The organism is Pseudomonas sp. K2I15, from assembly GCF_002204795.1.
Lineage (GTDB): Bacteria > Pseudomonadota > Gammaproteobacteria > Pseudomonadales > Pseudomonadaceae > Aquipseudomonas.
Map to the genome: position 1 here is coordinate 57,236 of NZ_NIXO01000023.1, position 15,949 is coordinate 73,184.

13 protein-coding genes are annotated in these 15,949 nt (G+C 60.3%); 6 read left to right on the forward strand and 7 right to left on the reverse strand.

Annotated features, from left to right (window positions below; genetic code table 11):
• Window positions 1-809: 809 nt before the first annotated feature.
• From CEC48_RS15730 to cobA, 6 genes are all read left to right on the forward strand, one after another.
• A complete protein-coding gene (locus CEC48_RS15730; protein WP_088424572.1) occupies window positions 810-2,021 on the forward strand; it encodes a NarK/NasA family nitrate transporter in 1,212 nt (403 codons plus the stop codon).
• A complete protein-coding gene (locus tag CEC48_RS15735; RefSeq protein WP_088424573.1) occupies window positions 2,021-3,691 on the forward strand; it encodes a bifunctional protein-serine/threonine kinase/phosphatase in 1,671 nt (556 codons plus the stop codon). Before CEC48_RS15730 ends, CEC48_RS15735 begins: the two co-directional genes overlap by 1 nt.
• A gap of 232 nt (window positions 3,692-3,923) precedes the next feature.
• Window positions 3,924-6,377: a nitrite reductase large subunit NirB gene (gene nirB, locus CEC48_RS15740; RefSeq protein ID WP_088424574.1), complete on the forward strand. Its 2,454-nt coding sequence runs from the start codon at window positions 3,924-3,926 to the stop codon at window positions 6,375-6,377.
• On the forward strand, window positions 6,374-6,691 hold the full coding sequence (gene nirD / locus CEC48_RS15745) for a nitrite reductase small subunit NirD (protein WP_088424575.1): 318 nt from the start codon (window positions 6,374-6,376) through the stop codon (window positions 6,689-6,691). The genes nirB and nirD overlap by 4 nt, the downstream gene beginning before the upstream one ends.
• On the forward strand, window positions 6,691-9,399 hold the full coding sequence (locus CEC48_RS15750) for a nitrate reductase (RefSeq protein ID WP_088424576.1): 2,709 nt from the start codon (window positions 6,691-6,693) through the stop codon (window positions 9,397-9,399). Before nirD ends, CEC48_RS15750 begins: the two co-directional genes overlap by 1 nt.
• A gap of 9 nt (window positions 9,400-9,408) precedes the next feature.
• Window positions 9,409-10,152: a uroporphyrinogen-III C-methyltransferase gene (cobA, locus tag CEC48_RS15755; RefSeq protein ID WP_088424577.1), complete on the forward strand. Its 744-nt coding sequence runs from the start codon at window positions 9,409-9,411 to the stop codon at window positions 10,150-10,152.
• A 60-nt stretch (window positions 10,153-10,212) separates the two neighbouring features.
• Here cobA and CEC48_RS15760 read toward each other — a convergent pair whose 3' ends face one another.
• The 7 genes from CEC48_RS15760 to CEC48_RS15790 form a co-directional block, all read right to left on the reverse strand.
• Window positions 10,213-11,196: an OmpA family protein gene (locus tag CEC48_RS15760; RefSeq protein WP_088424578.1), complete on the reverse strand. Its 984-nt coding sequence runs from the start codon at window positions 11,194-11,196 to the stop codon at window positions 10,213-10,215.
• Between the two features lie 107 nt (window positions 11,197-11,303).
• A complete protein-coding gene (gene sigX, locus CEC48_RS15765) occupies window positions 11,304-11,894 on the reverse strand; it encodes an RNA polymerase sigma factor SigX (protein WP_008432648.1) in 591 nt (196 codons plus the stop codon).
• An 87-nt stretch (window positions 11,895-11,981) separates the two neighbouring features.
• Complete coding sequence (locus CEC48_RS15770; protein ID WP_008432650.1) at window positions 11,982-12,806, reverse strand: mechanosensitive ion channel domain-containing protein; 825 nt, start codon at window positions 12,804-12,806, stop codon at window positions 11,982-11,984.
• A gap of 2 nt (window positions 12,807-12,808) precedes the next feature.
• Entirely contained in the window at window positions 12,809-13,054 is a 246-nt protein-coding gene (locus tag CEC48_RS15775) for a hypothetical protein (RefSeq protein ID WP_003215011.1), read from the reverse strand.
• A gap of 86 nt (window positions 13,055-13,140) precedes the next feature.
• Window positions 13,141-14,136: a zinc transporter ZntB gene (locus CEC48_RS15780; protein ID WP_088424579.1), complete on the reverse strand. Its 996-nt coding sequence runs from the start codon at window positions 14,134-14,136 to the stop codon at window positions 13,141-13,143.
• 24 nt (window positions 14,137-14,160) lie between these two features.
• On the reverse strand, window positions 14,161-14,652 hold the full coding sequence (gene rraA, locus CEC48_RS15785) for a ribonuclease E activity regulator RraA (RefSeq protein WP_088424580.1): 492 nt from the start codon (window positions 14,650-14,652) through the stop codon (window positions 14,161-14,163).
• A 222-nt stretch (window positions 14,653-14,874) separates the two neighbouring features.
• Window positions 14,875-15,864, reverse strand: coding sequence for an alpha/beta fold hydrolase (locus CEC48_RS15790; protein WP_088424581.1), 990 nt, complete (start codon window positions 15,862-15,864; stop codon window positions 14,875-14,877).
• Window positions 15,865-15,949 lie beyond the last annotated feature (85 nt).

Consider the following 15,949-nt stretch of genomic DNA (forward strand, 5'->3'; position numbering starts at 1 on the left):
CGACGGGGCGTCCCTGCCCCGTCGCGGCTAAACCGGCGTCCTGCCGGTTTACCCGCTCCGTACTACCTGCGTTCGGCCAGCGTGGTTTAACGGGGCGCCTAAGATCAAGATCAACAGCAGATCAAGAACACAGCGGCCTGCCGGCCGGCTTGAGTGTGGTGAAGCAACAGCAAAATCAAAAGCGGGCACGGTCAACTGTGAGAGCTGGCTCTGGCTCTGGCCCTTGCCCTTGCCCTTGCTTCTAACACTCAGGTCGGCTTTCAGGCCGCCGTGCTCTTGATCTGCTTTTGATCTTGATCTGCGGGCCCCGTTAACCACGATGGCCGCAAGCAGGCACGGTGGAGCGGGTAAACCGGCAAGGATGCCGGTTTAGCTGCGCTGGGCCAGGGATGGCCCATCGCAGCGACCCGCGGAGCCGTGCCGGAGTGCGGGCATGCCGAGCCTAGGCGAGGCACCGAGTGGTGGGGCAAAGACCTTTTGGTTACTTTTGGCTGGGCCGGCATTCCGGGCGTTTGCCAAAAGTGACCCGCTGTAAGAGCGGAACCCTAAGCAGCCGTTACCCCAGCAACGGATATGTACACAGTCAAAAACCCCCACCCCCTGTTGGCCCACCTCTTGCTAAAGAATCCCCACAGGTAGCCAACGGCGGTTGCCCCATCCACGACAAAGACGTCGCACATCCGGTTTGCCCTAGCGAACCCGGTGGCGGCGTTTTTTCGTTTTGGCCCCATAGCCCGGGGCCGGTGGGGTGGCCATAGCCGCTCCATCACCAGGCCTTCTCATAAGACCCCTTACCGCTGAGGTGCGTGATGAAATCAAGCTTCTGGAAATCCGGTCATACCCCGACCCTGTTCGCCGCGTTCCTGTATTTCGACCTGAGTTTCATGGTCTGGTACCTGTTAGGCCCCCTGGCGGTGCAAATCGCCGCCGACCTGCACCTCACCACCCAACAACGCGGCCTGGTAGTCGCCACGCCCATCCTCGCCGGCGCCGTGCTGCGCTTCCTGATGGGCATGCTCGCCGACAAACTCTCCCCCAAGACCGCCGGCCTGATTGGCCAGGTGATTGTCATCTGCGCCCTCTTCGGCGCCTGGAAACTGGGGATCCACAGCTACGAACAAGCTCTGCTGCTGGGCATGTTCCTCGGCATGGCCGGTGCCTCGTTCGCCGTCGCACTGCCCCTGGCATCCCAGTGGTACCCCGCCGAGCACCAGGGCAAGGCCATGGGCATCGCCGGTGCCGGCAACTCCGGGACGGTGTTTGCCGCCTTGCTGGCCCCCGTATTGGCCGCCGCGTTTGGCTGGAGCAACGTGTTCGGCTTTGCGCTGATCCCGCTGATCCTGACTCTGATCGTCTTCGCCTGGCTCGCCCGCAATGCCCCGCAACGGCCCAAAGCCAAGTCCATGGCTGACTACTTCAAAGCCCTGGGCGACCGCGACAGCTGGTGGTTCATGTTCTTCTACAGCGTGACCTTCGGCGGCTTTATCGGCCTGGCCAGCGCCCTGCCCGGCTACTTCAACGACCAATACGGCTTGAGCCCGGTCACCGCAGGTTACTACACCGCCGCCTGCGTGTTCGGCGGCAGCCTGATGCGGCCTTTGGGCGGTGCCCTGGCCGACCGTTTTGGCGGGATTCGCACCCTGCTCGGCATGTACGGCGTGGCCGCGGTCTGCATCGCGGCGGTGGGTTTCAACCTGCCAAGTTCCTACGCAGCCCTGGCACTTTTCGTCTGCACCATGCTCGGTTTAGGTGCAGGTAACGGCGCAGTATTCCAACTGGTGCCCCAGCGTTTTCATCGGGAGATCGGCGTAATGACCGGCCTGATCGGCATGGCCGGCGGCATCGGCGGCTTCGCCCTGGCTGCGGGCATGGGTGCGATCAAGCAAAGCACCGGCAGCTATCAGTTGGCGCTGTGGTTGTTCGCCAGCCTGGGCGTACTGGCCTGGTTTGGCCTGTACGGCGTCAAGCGTCGCTGGAGAACCACTTGGGGTTCAGCTGCTGTGACGGCTGCTCGGGTCTGATGACCCTGCAACTGAGCTTCGCCCAAGCCAGCGCCACCGGCCCACGGCAGGAAAACCAGGACGCCTTGCGCCTGGTCACTCCCGCCCCGGAACTGGCCGCCAGCAAAGGCTATCTGTGTGCCATCGCCGACGGCGTCAGCCAATGCGCCGATGGCGGACTGGCCGCGCGCTCGACCTTGCAGGCCCTGGCCCTGGACTACTACGCCACGCCGCAAACCTGGGGCGTGGCCCAGGCGTTGGAACGCTTGCTGGTGGCGCAGAATCGCTGGCTGCAGGCCAACGGCGGCGGCCTGCCGCTGCTGACCACCCTCAGTGCCCTGGTGTTTCGCGGACAGCGTTTCACCCTGGCCCATGTGGGTGATTGCCGGGTGTATCGCTGGCTCGATGGGGAGTTGCAACGCCTCAGCGAGGAGCACGTTTGGGAACAACCGGGCATGCAGCATGTGCTCAAGCGCGCCATGGGCCTGGATCAGCACCTGGTGCTGGATTTCCTCGACGGCGAGTTGCGGGCGGGCGAATGCTTTCTGCTGCTCAGCGACGGCGTGTGGGCCACCTTGGGTGATCACGCCATTGGTGCGATCCTGCGGGAACAGTCGGACCTGGACCTGGCCGTAAACACCCTGGTCAACGCCGCACACCTGGCGGGCAGCCAGGACAATGCCAGCGCCCTGCTGGTGCGCGTCGACCAACTCGGCGCCGCCACCCTGGGTGATGCGCTGGTGCAGTTGCAGCAATGGCCACTGCCACCCACCTTGAAAGCCGGCCAACGCTTCGAAGGCTGGCAGGTGGAAGCGCTGCTGGGGCAAAGTCGTCAATCCCTGCTCTACCGGGTGCGCGATGCCCAGCAACAGGCCTGGTTGCTAAAGACCTTGCCGGTGAGCCATGACGACGACGTGTTCGCCGCCCAGGCACTCCTGTCAGAGGAATGGTTCCTGCGCCGGGTTGCCGGCCGGGCGTTTCCTGAAGTCCATCCGGCCAGCGGCCGTCAGCATTTGTACTACGTGATGCGTGAATATGCCGGGCAAACCCTGGCCGAACTGTTCAAGCACCAGGGCCCATTGCCCCTGGGGCAGTGGCAATCCCTGGCCGAGCGCCTGTTGCGCGCAGTCGGGCTGCTGCACCGCCGACAAATCCTGCACCGCGACATCAAGCCGGAAAACCTGCTGCTGGGCGAGGATGGCGAATTGCGCGTGCTGGACTTCGGCCTGGCCTACTGCCCCGGGCTCTCCGAGGATCGCGCGCACCTGTTGCCAGGCACACCGAGCTTTATCGCCCCGGAAGCCTTCAACGGCGAACGCCCTACCCCGCAGCAGGATTTGTATAGCATCGGCGTGACCTTGTATTACCTGCTCACCGGGCATTATCCCTACGGCGAAATCGAAGCTTTCCAACGGCCCAGGTTCACCACGCCTGTCAGCGCCAGCCGCTACCGCCCCGACCTGCCCGACTGGCTGCAACAGAGCCTGGAACGTGCAGTCGCCGCGCAACCTGAACAACGTTATGAAACCGCCGAGGAATGGTTGCTGGTACTGGAGCAGGCGGACCGCCGCGAGTTGAGCCTGCGGCCAAAACCGCTGCTGGAGCGCGAACCGCTCAAGGTCTGGCAAACACTGGCCGTACTGTCGTTGCTGATCAATCTGGTGCTGTTGTACTGGCTGTTGCACCACTAAGAGGCGAAATTTCTCGAAACATCGCTGCCACACTGAACAAATCCGGCCAAAACCCTACTTGGCACAACCGCTGCATTAGCTTTCCCATCAACACACATATAGCCGCACCTTCAACGTCGAAGGTCGAGCTTCCCGAGAGAACGGGACCAGGACAAAGGCGTCCTCGCTACTTACGTAGCGGGGACGCCTTTTTTTGTTGCGCACGATTTGTCGAGCCACTGCGGAGAACGACATGAAGAAACTCAAACTGGTGATGATCGGCAACGGCATGGCCGGGGTTCGCACCCTTGAAGAATTGCTCAAGCTGAGCAGCGACCTGTACGACATCACCGTCTTCGGCGCCGAGCCCCACACCAATTACAACCGCATCCTGTTGTCGCCGGTGCTGGCCGGTGAGCAGACCTTCGAAGAGATCGTGCTCAACGATTTGAGCTGGTACCTCGATAACAACATCAAGTTGCTGCTCAATCGCAAAGTGGTGCAGATCGACCGGGTCAAACGCAAAGTCATCGCCGAAGACGGCAGCGAGGCCGAGTACGATCGCCTGCTGATTGCCACCGGTTCCACGCCGTTTATCCTGCCGATTCCCGGCAATACGTTGCAGGGTGTGATCGGCTACCGCGACATCGCCGACACCCAGGCCATGATCGACACCGCCAAGACCCACAAACACGCGGTGGTGATCGGTGGTGGCCTGTTGGGCCTTGAGGCCGCCAACGGCCTGATGTTGCGCGGCATGCACGTGACCGTGGTGCATATCGGCGAGTGGCTGTTGGAGCGGCAACTGGACAAAACCAGCGGCCAGTTGCTGCAAACCGAACTGGAAAGCCGTGGCCTGGTGTTCCGCCTGCAAGAGCAAACCCAGGCCCTGCATGACGCCGGCAATGGCCGTGTCGGTTCGGTGCAGTTCAAGAATGGCGATGTGATCCCCGCCGACCTGGTGGTGATGGCTGCGGGCATCCGCCCCAACACCGAACTTGCGGAAAAATCCGGCATCCCGTGCAACCGTGGGATTCTGGTCAACGACACCCTGCAAACCTACGACCCGCGCATCTATGCCATCGGCGAATGCGCCAGCCATCGCGGGATCGCCTACGGCCTGGTGGCACCTCTGTTCGAGCAGGCCAAAGTCTGCGCCAATCACCTCGCCCAGTTGGGTTTCGCGCGCTATCAAGGCTCGGTGACCTCGACCAAATTGAAAGTCACCGGCATCGACCTGTTCTCCGCCGGGGATTTCATGGGCGGCGAAGGGACCGAGACCATCACCCTGTCCGACCCGATTGGCGGCGTCTACAAGAAGCTGGTGATCAAGGACGACATCCTCGTGGGCGCCTGCCTGTACGGCGACACCGCTGACGGTGGTTGGTATTTCAGGCAGATCCGTGAGAACCACGCGATTGGCGAGATCCGCGATCACCTGATGTTCGGCGAAAACGCCATCGGTGATGTAGGCCATCAAGGCCAAGACAAAGCCATGAGCATGGCCGACAGCGCTGAAGTCTGCGGCTGCAACGGCGTGTGCAAGGGCACCATCGTCAAGGCGATTCAGGAACACGGGCTGCTCAGCGTCGACGACGTGAAGAAGCACACCAAGGCCGCCAGCTCCTGCGGTTCCTGCGCAGGCTTGGTGGAACAGATCCTGATCAACACCGTGGGCGGCGCGGCGGACGTCAAACCGAAAAGCGAAAAAGCCATCTGCGGCTGCAGCGACCTCAACCACGGGCAGATCCGCCAGGCCATCCGCGACCAGCACCTGCTGACTATCGCCGGCACCATGAGCTACCTGAACTGGCGCACCCCGAACGGCTGCGCCACTTGCCGCCCGGCACTCAACTATTACCTGATTTCCACCTGGCCCGGCGAAGCCAAGGACGACCCGCAGTCGCGCCTGATCAACGAACGGGCCCACGCCAATATTCAGAAAGACGGCACCTACTCGGTAGTCCCGAGGATGTGGGGCGGCGTGACCAATCCGTCGGAACTGCGACGCATCGCCGACGTGGCAGACAAATACAACGTGCCGATGGTCAAGGTCACCGGCGGGCAGCGCATTGACTTGCTGGGTATCAAGAAGCAGGACTTGCCCGGCGTGTGGAAAGACCTCGATATGCCGTCCGGCCATGCCTACGGCAAATCCATCCGCACCGTGAAGACCTGCGTCGGCAGCGAGTTCTGCCGCTTTGGTACGCAAAATTCCACACAACTGGGGATCGAGCTGGAGCATGACCTGTTCAATATGTGGTCGCCCCACAAGGTCAAGCTGGCGGTGTCCGGCTGCCCGCGTAACTGCTCGGAAGCTGGGATCAAGGACGTGGGAATTATCGGCGTCGATTCCGGCTGGGAGATGTACATCGGCGGTAACGGCGGGATCAAGACCGAAGTCGCCGAGTTCTTCGTCAAGCTGAAAACCGCCGAAGAGGTGCGCGAATACAACGGCGCGTTCCTACAGCTCTACCGAGAAGAAGCCTTCTACCTGGAGCGCACCGTGCACTACCTGCAACGGGTGGGCATGGAGCACATCAAGAAGGCCGTGCTGGAAGACCCGGCGCGGCGCCAGGCGCTTAATGAACGCCTGCAATTCTCCCTGTCATTCGAACAGGACCCGTGGAAAGAACGCCTGGAACAGCCGCTGCTGAAAAAGGAGTTCGACACAATCCCCGTCAAACTGCTGGAGGTGCCGGCATGAACTGGCTGGATATCTGCGCCCTCGAAGAAATCAACGCCCTGGGTTCACGCATCATCACCGGGCCTAAAGGCGACATCGCGATTTTTCGTACCAGTGACGACGAAGTTTTCGCCCTCGACGATCGCTGCCCGCACAAGGGCGGCCCGCTGTCCCAAGGCTTGATCTACGGTAAACGTGTGGCCTGCCCGCTGCATAACTGGCAGATCGACCTGGAGTCCGGTGAAGCCCAGGCACCGGACATCGGCTGTGCCCATCACCACCCGGCCCGCGTGGAAAACGGTCGGGTGATGCTGGCACTCCGGGACGCCGGTTGATGAACCGCCAGACCACCGCGTCCACCTGCTGCTATTGCGGGGTCGGTTGCGGCGTGCTGATCGAGCATGATGGCTCGCAGATCCTCGGCGTCAGTGGTGACCCGAGCCATCCGGCCAACTTTGGCAAGCTGTGCAGCAAGGGCGCCAGCCTGCACCTGACCGGCGACCTCTCGGCCCGCGCGTTGTACCCGGAACTGCGGCTGGGCAAGGGCCTGGCCCGCAGCCGCACCGATTGGGACACCGCCCTGGAGCACGCGGCGAATGTGTTCGCCGAGACCATCACCGAGCACGGGCCGGACAGCGTGGCGTTCTATATCTCCGGGCAGTTGCTGACCGAGGATTACTACAGCTTCAACAAACTGGCGCGGGCGCTGGTGGGCACCAATAACATCGATAGCAACTCGCGGCTGTGTATGTCTTCGGCGGTGGTTGGCTACAAGCGCAGCCTGGGCGCCGACGCTCCGCCATGCAGCTATGAGGACCTGGAGTCGAGCGACTGCGTGATGATCGTCGGCAGTAACATGGCCTACGCGCATCCGGTGTTGTTCCGACGCCTGGAGGAAGCCAAAGCCCGCCGGCCACAGATGAAAGTGGTGGTGATCGATCCCCGGCGCACCGATACCTGTGATTTGGCAGACATGCACCTGGCGATCCTGCCGGGTACAGATGTCGCGCTGTTCCATGGGATCTTGCACTTGTTGCTGTGGGAAGACTGGATCGACCGCGACTTTATCCAGGCCCATACCGACGGACTGGTCGAGCTGAAACGCCTGGTTCACGACTACACGCCGCAAATGGTCACGCAACTGTGTGGGATCAGTGTCGAGCAACTGCGCCAGTGCGCGGAATGGGTCGGTACCTCGCCGAGCTTTCTGTCGTTGTGGTGCATGGGGCTTAACCAGTCCACCGCGGGCAGCGCGAAGAACAGCACCTTGATTAACCTGCACCTGGCGACCGGCACCATTGGCCGCCCCGGCTGCGGACCGTTCTCCCTGACCGGTCAGCCGAATGCCATGGGTGGTCGGGAAACCGGCAGTTTGTCGAATTTACTGCCGGGCCATCGTGAGGCGGCCAACCCTGAGCATCGGGCAGAAGTGGCCGCGTATTGGGGTGTTGAACAACTGCCGGCCAGCACCGGGCTGACCGCCATCGAACTGTTTGAACAGATACAGGCCGGCAAGATCAAGGCGCTGTGGATCGCCTGCACCAATCCCGCTCAATCCCTGCCCGACCAGAACACCGTACGTCAGGCCCTGGAAGCGTGTCCGTTCGTGGTGCTGCAGGAAGCCTTTCGTACAACCGAGACTGCACGTTTCGCCGACCTGTTGTTACCGGCGGCGAGCTGGGGCGAAAAAGAAGGCACGGTCACCAACTCGGAACGGCGCATTTCCCACGTCCGGCAGGCCATCGTCCCACCAGGGGAAGCGCGGCCCGACTGGGCAATCACCGTGGATTTTGCCCAGCGCCTGGAGCAGCGTCTTTGTCCCGGAAAACCGGGGCTTTTTGCCTTTGAGCAACCGGCGCAAATCTTTGATGAATACAAACTGCTGACCCGTGGGCGCGACCTGGACTTGTCGGGCATCAGTCACGCCCTGCTGGACCGGGTCGGCCCGCAACAATGGCCATTCCCGGCCAATGCGGTGAGTGGAACCACGCGCCTGTATACCGACGGAATCTTTCCTACCGAGACTGGCCGCGCGCACTTCGTGGCCGACCCTTATCGCGCCGCCAAGGAACAGCGTGACGCCCGTTTCCCACTCACCCTGATCACCGGGCGCCTGCGGGACCAATGGCATGGCATGAGCCGCACCGGCACCGCTGCCCAGCTGTTCGGCCATGTCAGTGAAGCGTTGCTCAGCCTGCACCCGGATGAACTGCGCCGGCATCGTTTGAAGGAAGGCGACCTGATCAGCCTGAAAAGCCGGCGCGGCAGTGTGATTGTAGCCGTCGGCAGCGATGACAGTGTGCGTCCCGGCCAGGCGTTTCTGCCGATGCACTGGGGCGACCGTTTTCTAAAAGGTGGCGTGAATGCGCTCACCCAGCCAGCGTTCGACCCTCTGTCCAAGCAGCCAGAACTCAAACACAGCGGCGTGCGCCTGGAGCCGGTGCAACTGCCCTGGCATTTGTTTGCACTGATTGAAGGCGATGTGCAACAACACTTCGAAGCACTACGACCACTGTGTGAGGGCTTTGCCTACGTGAGCCTGAGCCTGACCGGCCGCGAGCGGCCCGCGCTGCTGATTCGTGCAGCGCATCACGAGGCGCCCGCGCTTGAACTGCTTAAGCAGATTGACCAACTGCTGGGCCTCAATGACGGGCCAGTCATGGCTTATGACGACCCGCGGCGCTCCATTGGCAAGCGGGTAAAAATTGAAAAGGGCCGCATCACCGCGATTCGCTTGGCCGGCGAAACCCTGGCTCGCCACTGGTTGCAAAGCCTGTGGTTGGAAGGTCGCACTGATGATCAATTACGACGCTGGCTGCTGGCGCCATTGAGTGCGCCACCGGGGGGCGGTTCGACCAGTAACAAGACATTGTGCAACTGCAAGAACGTCAGCGAAAGCGCGGTCTGCGCCGGCATTGCCCGGGGCCTGGACCTGAATGGGCTGAAGCAGGAACTGGGTTGCGGTACGCAATGCGGCTCCTGTGTGCCGGAAATCAAACGGCTATTGGCGAGCGGCACGCAGCCAATCGCGATCACGGTGTGAGGGAAGAATATGAGCGCAAAAGTCTGGCTGGTAGGCGCAGGTCCCGGCGACCCGGAGTTGCTGACGCTCAAGGCGGCAAGGGCGCTGCGGGAAGCCGATGTGGTGCTGATCGATGATCTGGTCAACCCGGCGCTGCTGGAGCACTGCCCCACTGCACGGCTGATCACCGTGGGTAAACGCGGCGGCTGCCGCTCCACGCCGCAGGCATTTATCCATCGCCTGATGTTGCGCTATGCCCGGCAAGGCAAGTGCGTGGTACGGCTCAAGGGCGGTGATCCGTGCATTTTTGGTCGCGGCGGCGAAGAGGCGGCGTGGCTCAGGCAACAAGGGGTGGAAGTGGAGTTGGTCAACGGCATTACGGCGGGGCTGGCCGGGGCAACCAATTGTGATATCCCGCTCACGTTACGCGGTGTCAGCCGTGGCGTAACGCTGGTCACGGCCCACACCCAGGACGACAGCAGCCTCAACTGGCGGGCACTGGCCGAGGGCGGCACGACGCTGGTGATCTACATGGGGGTAGCGAAGCTGGGGGAGATTCGCAAGCAGTTGCTGGATGGTGGCATGAGCGATGATATGCCGGTGGCAATGATTGAAAACGCCTCGTTGCCAGAGCAGCGCGAGTGCCGCAGCAGCCTTTCCCGGATGCAGGACGACGCGCAGGACTTCGCCCTGAAGAGCCCGGCGATTCTGGTGATTGGTCGGGTTATCCAGGCGACGCAGGCGGTTGAAGCCAACGCCCGCGTTCACGCCTGAGGCAAATTCCAGGCGAAAAAAAGCCCGGCCTAAGCCGGGCTTTTTTCTACAACTCAGTAATTACTGAGCTGCTTGTGCTTCTACCGAGGCTTCTACGCGACGGTTGATAGCACGGCCAGCTTCAGTTGCGTTGTCAGCAACTGGGCGGGATTTGCCATAACCAACCGAGCTTACACGGTTAGGAGCAATACCGTCTTTGACCAGGACTTGCTTAACAGCGTCAGCACGACGCTGGGACAGCTTCTGGTTGTAAGCGTCAGGACCGACGGAGTCAGTGTGACCTTCAACAACGGTGGTGGTTTGTGGGTACTGTTTCATGAAGTCAGCGAGGTTTTTCACGTCGCCGTAGCTGTTAGGCTTAACAACCGACTTGTCGAAGTCGAACTTCACGTCCAGCTCAACACGAACAACCTGAGCAACCGGAGCTTCTGGCTCTGGAACTGGCTCTGGAGCTGGTGCTGGGGCAGGAGCTGGAGCAGTTTTACCAGCGTTGCCGCCGAAGTTTACGCCCAGACCAACCAGTGCAGAGTAATCCCACTTGCCGTTGTCCAGTGCGTAGTCAGCTTCAACACCAGCACGTGCGAACAGGTTGTCGGTGAAGTAGTACTTCACGCCAGCGCCAGCGATAGCCAGGGTCGACTGATCGCGACCGCTGTGACCATCAGCCTGTACGTTGGTACGGCTCTGGTGGCCGAAACCGCCTTCTACGTATGGACGCAGGGAGTCGACACCAGCTTGACCGAAGTGGTACTGGGCAGTAACGCTGCCGGTATCACCTTTGATCTTCTGGTTGCCAGTACCGTCGTTCGAACGGGTGTGGTTGGTAGTGTCGTAGTTCAGGTTGATCGACACGTCGTCGGTCAGGAAGTAACCGATGCTGGCGCCAGGATTGTAGCCGTCTTCGATATGCTTGACGCTATCGTTGAACTGCTTTTTGTAGAACAGCTGGCCTTCAACTGCGCCTTCGCCTTGTGCCAGAGCGCCGAAGGAAGTAGCAGCAATAAGAGTACCAATGGCCAAGCCCAAGGTGTTTTTCAGTTTCATCCGTTAAATCCCCATCTGGTGATTGTAAAGCAGTCCCACATACCGGGGGACAACTCGGCGACAAGTCTAACAGAACTTGCCTACACGTAAGAGATATTTGCCACGCACTAAGTTTCAGTACTGCCCGCAAATTTCTCACGTAATTTATCAAGAGCACGTTTGTAACGCATTTTTGTAGCACTCAAACCCATATGCATGATGTCAGCAATTTCCTGAAATTCCAGCTCTGCGACAAATCGTAGCACCAGAATTTCCCGGTCAATCGGATTCACATGCACCAGCCAGCGATCGAGTCCGCCCTTTTCTTCCGGGGTTGGCGCCTTCTCTTCAGACGCTTCCTCAAGGGGGTCCAGACTCAAAGCATCCATCAAGCGACGCTTTCGCCGTTCCTTCCGATACTGCGTGATGCACTCGTTGTACGTGATGCTATAGAGCCATGTCTTGAACTTCGATTTACCCTCGAAGTTCTTCAGGCCGTATAGCACCTTGAGCATCACTTCCTGACAGACATCATCCGCATCTCTATCGTTCCCTAAATACCTTGAACAAACGTTGAACAGAGTGCGTTGATACCTGCGCATCAATTCTTCGTACGCGCGTGTTACGTGAAACAGCTCCGTGTGCGCGCGCGCGACCAACTCCTCATCAGAGAGCTCACGGGGGTCATAGCGCGTGGACAGCGTTTGGGCTTTATTCAAAACAAGTCGTGCCGACAGTCAGGTCAATGTCCGCCACAGCCTGGATACCCAGGATTGCGGCGGCGTACATTAGCAGGGTTTGCCGGGTTAGCGGCTAGTCACATGCTGTTCCAGCAAGATCCGATTCGAAAGCGACACCAGTTCGCCATCGTCGGTCAGCACTGTTGTCTTGACCGTACCGATCTCCTCGATCTGCCCTTCGACCTCGCCCACACGCACTTGTTGCCCAACCTGATACAGCTCACGCACATAGATTCCCGCAAGAATCTGCCCGGCAATTTCCCGGCTTCCCAGTCCCATGGCCAGCGCAACGGCCAGACCAACGGTAATCAAAACAATCACAATCACATGGTTCAGCAGGTCAGTCTTGACCTCCAACTGGCTGATCGCGACCGAAATACTGATGATAATTACCAGCCCCTGGGCAATTCGCCCAAGGCCGCTGGCGTAATCCAGCCCTACGCCTTCAGCCGCACCGCGCACCAGCCCATTGGCCAGTTGCGCCAGCAAAACCCCTACCAGCAACACCAACGCGCCACCGAATACCTTCGGCAAATACAGCGCCAGCATATCGAGCGTAGCTGAAACTCGCTCAAGTCCAAGGGATTCAGCCGCAGAAACCAGAAAAATCAGCAAAACAAACCAATAAACGATCTTTCCGATCAATGTCGAGATCGGTACCTGCAACCCGGCGCGCCCCAGAATCTTGGTCAGGCCGGTACCACCCATCAATCGATCAAGACCCAGCTTAGCCAGCAATTTGGAGAGCAGGGTGTCGAGCAGCTTGGCCACGACAAAACCCAGCAGTACCACCACCAGTGCACCAAACAGGTTGGGAATGAAATTCGCCACCTTGGTCCACAACGCAGTCATTGCAGTTACCAGACTCTGAGTCCAGAGATCGAGTTCCATATTCATTCAGCCTTATCAGCAGTGCGAGCAAGAGGTTTACGACGGGAAACCGGTGAAACGTGGGCCGAACCATTGTTCAGCGCCATCATCAATGCCGGCAACCAGCGGCCAAGCAGACCGAACAGGTCCCCCGCACCGACCTGGCGGTTGGCGGTTTTCAAAACGCGACCCAGGCAAGCATCGTCGTCCCGGTTGGACGGCGAGGCATTGAGCATGTCACGCAAAGACTGTTCGAACGGATCGTGCATAAAAGACCTCTCGCAAGTGATTTAAAAGACGAGGGTAAAATTCTTCGGGTCACATGACCTCTTTCCACGTTCAGGTCACATTCAGGTCAGACCCAACGTAAACGTCGAAACAACCACCACTGCCCGACCGCCACCGAGACCATCATCAGGCAGGCAATCAGGAACCCGTAAGGGCTGGAAGAGAACGGAATTCCGCCCACGTTGATCCCCAGCAAACCGGTCAGAAAACTCATCGGCAAAAAGATTCCGGTGATGATCCCGAAGCGGTACATGGTGCGGTTCATGCGCAGGCTCAAACGCCGGTCTTCGGTCTCAAGTACAAGCCCCACGCGCTCCCGAGCCAATTCCAGCTCTTCCAGGTAACGCGTCAGGCTGTTGTTCAATTCGTTCCAGTAGTCAGCATCGTCGTCGCAGAACCAGGCCAACTTGATCCGGGTCAACTGCGCGAAAATATCCCGCTGCGGCGACAGGAAACGTTTCAGCCCGGCGGCGCGCCGACGGATCTGCAAAACGCTGCCATGCTCCGGGGTATACCGTTCGTCGGCATCCAGTTTTTCTTCTTCGATATCGACGATTTCGGACAGATCGCTGACCAGATCCTGAACCTTATTGGTCAGGTACTGCGCCATATAAAGGACCAGTTCCGAGGAGGTTTTCGGCCCCTTGCCATCCGCCAGTTGCACCAGCAATTCATCGGTGGCGCGCAGCGGGCGCAAGCGCAGGGAAATTACCCGCGCTGCCGAGGCAAAGATGCGCACCGAAACCATGTCTTCCGGTTCGGCGCCGGGATTGAGGTTGACCCCGCGTAAAAACAGCAGCAGTTCAGCGTCCGGCAGTGGCAACAGACGTGGGCGGGTGTTTTCCTCCAGCAGCAGGTCACACGCGAACTCGCTCAAGCCGCTGGACTTGCGCAACCAGGTCTGGGTCTGGGGATGGCTACGGTCCCAATGCAGCCACAGGCTTTCCTGAGGCTGCAGTTGCAGCTCATCAAGCTCTGTCCGGGCAATCGAACGCGCGCCACCTTTACCATCCAGCACCAGGGCATGCACCAGCCCCCACTGCGCGTTTTCTTCCTCGAACATCCTCACCCCTGTCGGCTACTGCTGTTATTCAGGCATTTTCAGCGGGCTGGGAGAGACGATCACACCGTTATTGTCGGCGTACACGTACTCACCCGGACGGAAGGTCACGCCGGCGAATGTCACCGCCACGTTCAAATCGCCAATACCGCGCTTGTCAGTCTTCATTGGGTGGCTGGCCAGGGCCTGCACGCCCAGGTCGGTTTGGGCGATCACATCCACATCGCGGATGCAGCCGTAGATCACCAGCCCTTCCCAACCGTTTTTCGCGGCTTTCTCGGCGATCATGTCGCCCAGCAACGCGCGGCGCAGGGAACCACCACCGTCGACCACCAGCACCTTGCCGGCGCCATTGAGTTCGGCTTGTTGCTTGACCAGGGAATTGTCTTCGAAGCACTTGATGGTCACGATCTCGCCACCAAAGGAGTCTCGGCCGCCGAAATTGCTGAACATCGGCTCAACCACCTGCACCAGCTCCGGGTAGGCATCGCACAGGTCGGGGGTAAGGTAATGGTTCATCGAGAAACTCCTGTAGGTGAAAGAAGGTGTCAAACATCCCACTGTTTACTTACATCTTGAAACGCTTTGCCATGAAGGTTCTTTAAGCCGGGTCGAATAGTCGGGCCCCTCGGGCAGCAACGCAAGACCCACTGAGCGACTGAATATGACCAAAACCACCCGACGCGTCATATCTTAGCCGCTACGGCAAACAAGCGAAACGCCCCTGATAGAGCCTCCCGCTCAAACCGCTGCAAGCGCCTGCGCCTGCGCCCCCATCAAAGGTGTGAGCGGATCCTTCAACCAACGCGTCACCAACGGCCACACTTGCGCCTGGGCGGCCTTGCTGACTAGCATCTCGACATGCCCGAAATCCCCGCTGAACCCGTTCTTGCGCCCAAGACACAGGTACTGGCGATGCTCGGAGCCGACTTGCTCGAAGAGCTTGCGGCAGGCCCAGTCCGGGTCCTGATGATCGCCGGCAGCGCTCACCGCCAATAGCGGTACGTCGACATCTGCCAGGCCTTTCCACCAATCCTGCTTCCCTTCGCCAAAGCGGCCGAACAGGCCATTCCAGCGCATGGCTTCAATCAGCACGCCCGCCGGCTCGTCCTCTGGCCCGCGTTTCAGTCGCGCGCCAGACAATTGGCCAAATCGTTTCAAGAGCAGGCGACCGGTCCATTCCAACGGCGGCAATTTCAACGGCCAATGGGTACGGCTGACCTGGCAGCCAAACAGCGCCACCGAGGCCGCTGCCGGCGCGCCAAGGTGCTGCCCACCAAGGGCTGCAACCAAGGTGGTGCCACCCAGGGAATGCCCGATCCAGTGAGGAATCTGCCCACTTTGCTCACGCACAAACGCTGCAATGGCCGGCAAGTCGTAGCGAGCATAGTCGGCGACGCGGTTTTTGGCGTAGTCGTGGTTACGCCGGGACAGCCCGTGGCCGCGCATTTCCGGGATCCAGACGTCGAACCCCTCGCGCGCCAGGTAGGCGCCCAGTCCGATCCCCTTGGGCGAGTACCAGAAGCGCCGGTTGGAGAAGCTGCCATGCAACAAAACCACCGGCACGCCCCGGTTTTCCGGGACGTCAGCCAGGCCCAGGCGGGTCACGGCCAGCTCGACGGTGCCGTCAGGGCTATTGCCGGGCTTGAGGCGATACACATCTTCACTCAGGTCGCCGCGACGCTCAGCGCTGATCAAGGCGACGGGAAACAGGTTGCTGCTGCTTTGCATAATGCTCTTGCACAAAAAAGGGCGGCGTCCGGAAGGAGTTCCGCCCTGTACAGAATGAGAAATGCCGGCCAACCGCAAGGTTGAC

Coding starts and splice junctions, on each gene's coding strand:
- CEC48_RS15730 (WP_088424572.1), top strand. CDS start 810: ATGAAATCAAGCTTCTGGAAATCCGGTCATACCCCGACCCTGTTCGCC.
- CEC48_RS15735 (WP_088424573.1), top strand. CDS start 2,021: ATGACCCTGCAACTGAGCTTCGCCCAAGCCAGCGCCACCGGCCCACGG.
- nirB (WP_088424574.1), top strand. CDS start 3,924: ATGAAGAAACTCAAACTGGTGATGATCGGCAACGGCATGGCCGGGGTT.
- nirD (WP_088424575.1), top strand. CDS start 6,374: ATGAACTGGCTGGATATCTGCGCCCTCGAAGAAATCAACGCCCTGGGT.
- CEC48_RS15750 (WP_088424576.1), top strand. CDS start 6,691: ATGAACCGCCAGACCACCGCGTCCACCTGCTGCTATTGCGGGGTCGGT.
- cobA (WP_088424577.1), top strand. CDS start 9,409: ATGAGCGCAAAAGTCTGGCTGGTAGGCGCAGGTCCCGGCGACCCGGAG.
- CEC48_RS15760 (WP_088424578.1), bottom strand. CDS start 11,196: ATGAAACTGAAAAACACCTTGGGCTTGGCCATTGGTACTCTTATTGCT.
- CEC48_RS15770 (WP_008432650.1), bottom strand. CDS start 12,806: ATGGAACTCGATCTCTGGACTCAGAGTCTGGTAACTGCAATGACTGCG.
- CEC48_RS15775 (WP_003215011.1), bottom strand. CDS start 13,054: ATGCACGATCCGTTCGAACAGTCTTTGCGTGACATGCTCAATGCCTCG.
- CEC48_RS15780 (WP_088424579.1), bottom strand. CDS start 14,136: ATGTTCGAGGAAGAAAACGCGCAGTGGGGGCTGGTGCATGCCCTGGTG.
- rraA (WP_088424580.1), bottom strand. CDS start 14,652: ATGAACCATTACCTTACCCCCGACCTGTGCGATGCCTACCCGGAGCTG.
- CEC48_RS15790 (WP_088424581.1), bottom strand. CDS start 15,864: ATGCAAAGCAGCAGCAACCTGTTTCCCGTCGCCTTGATCAGCGCTGAG.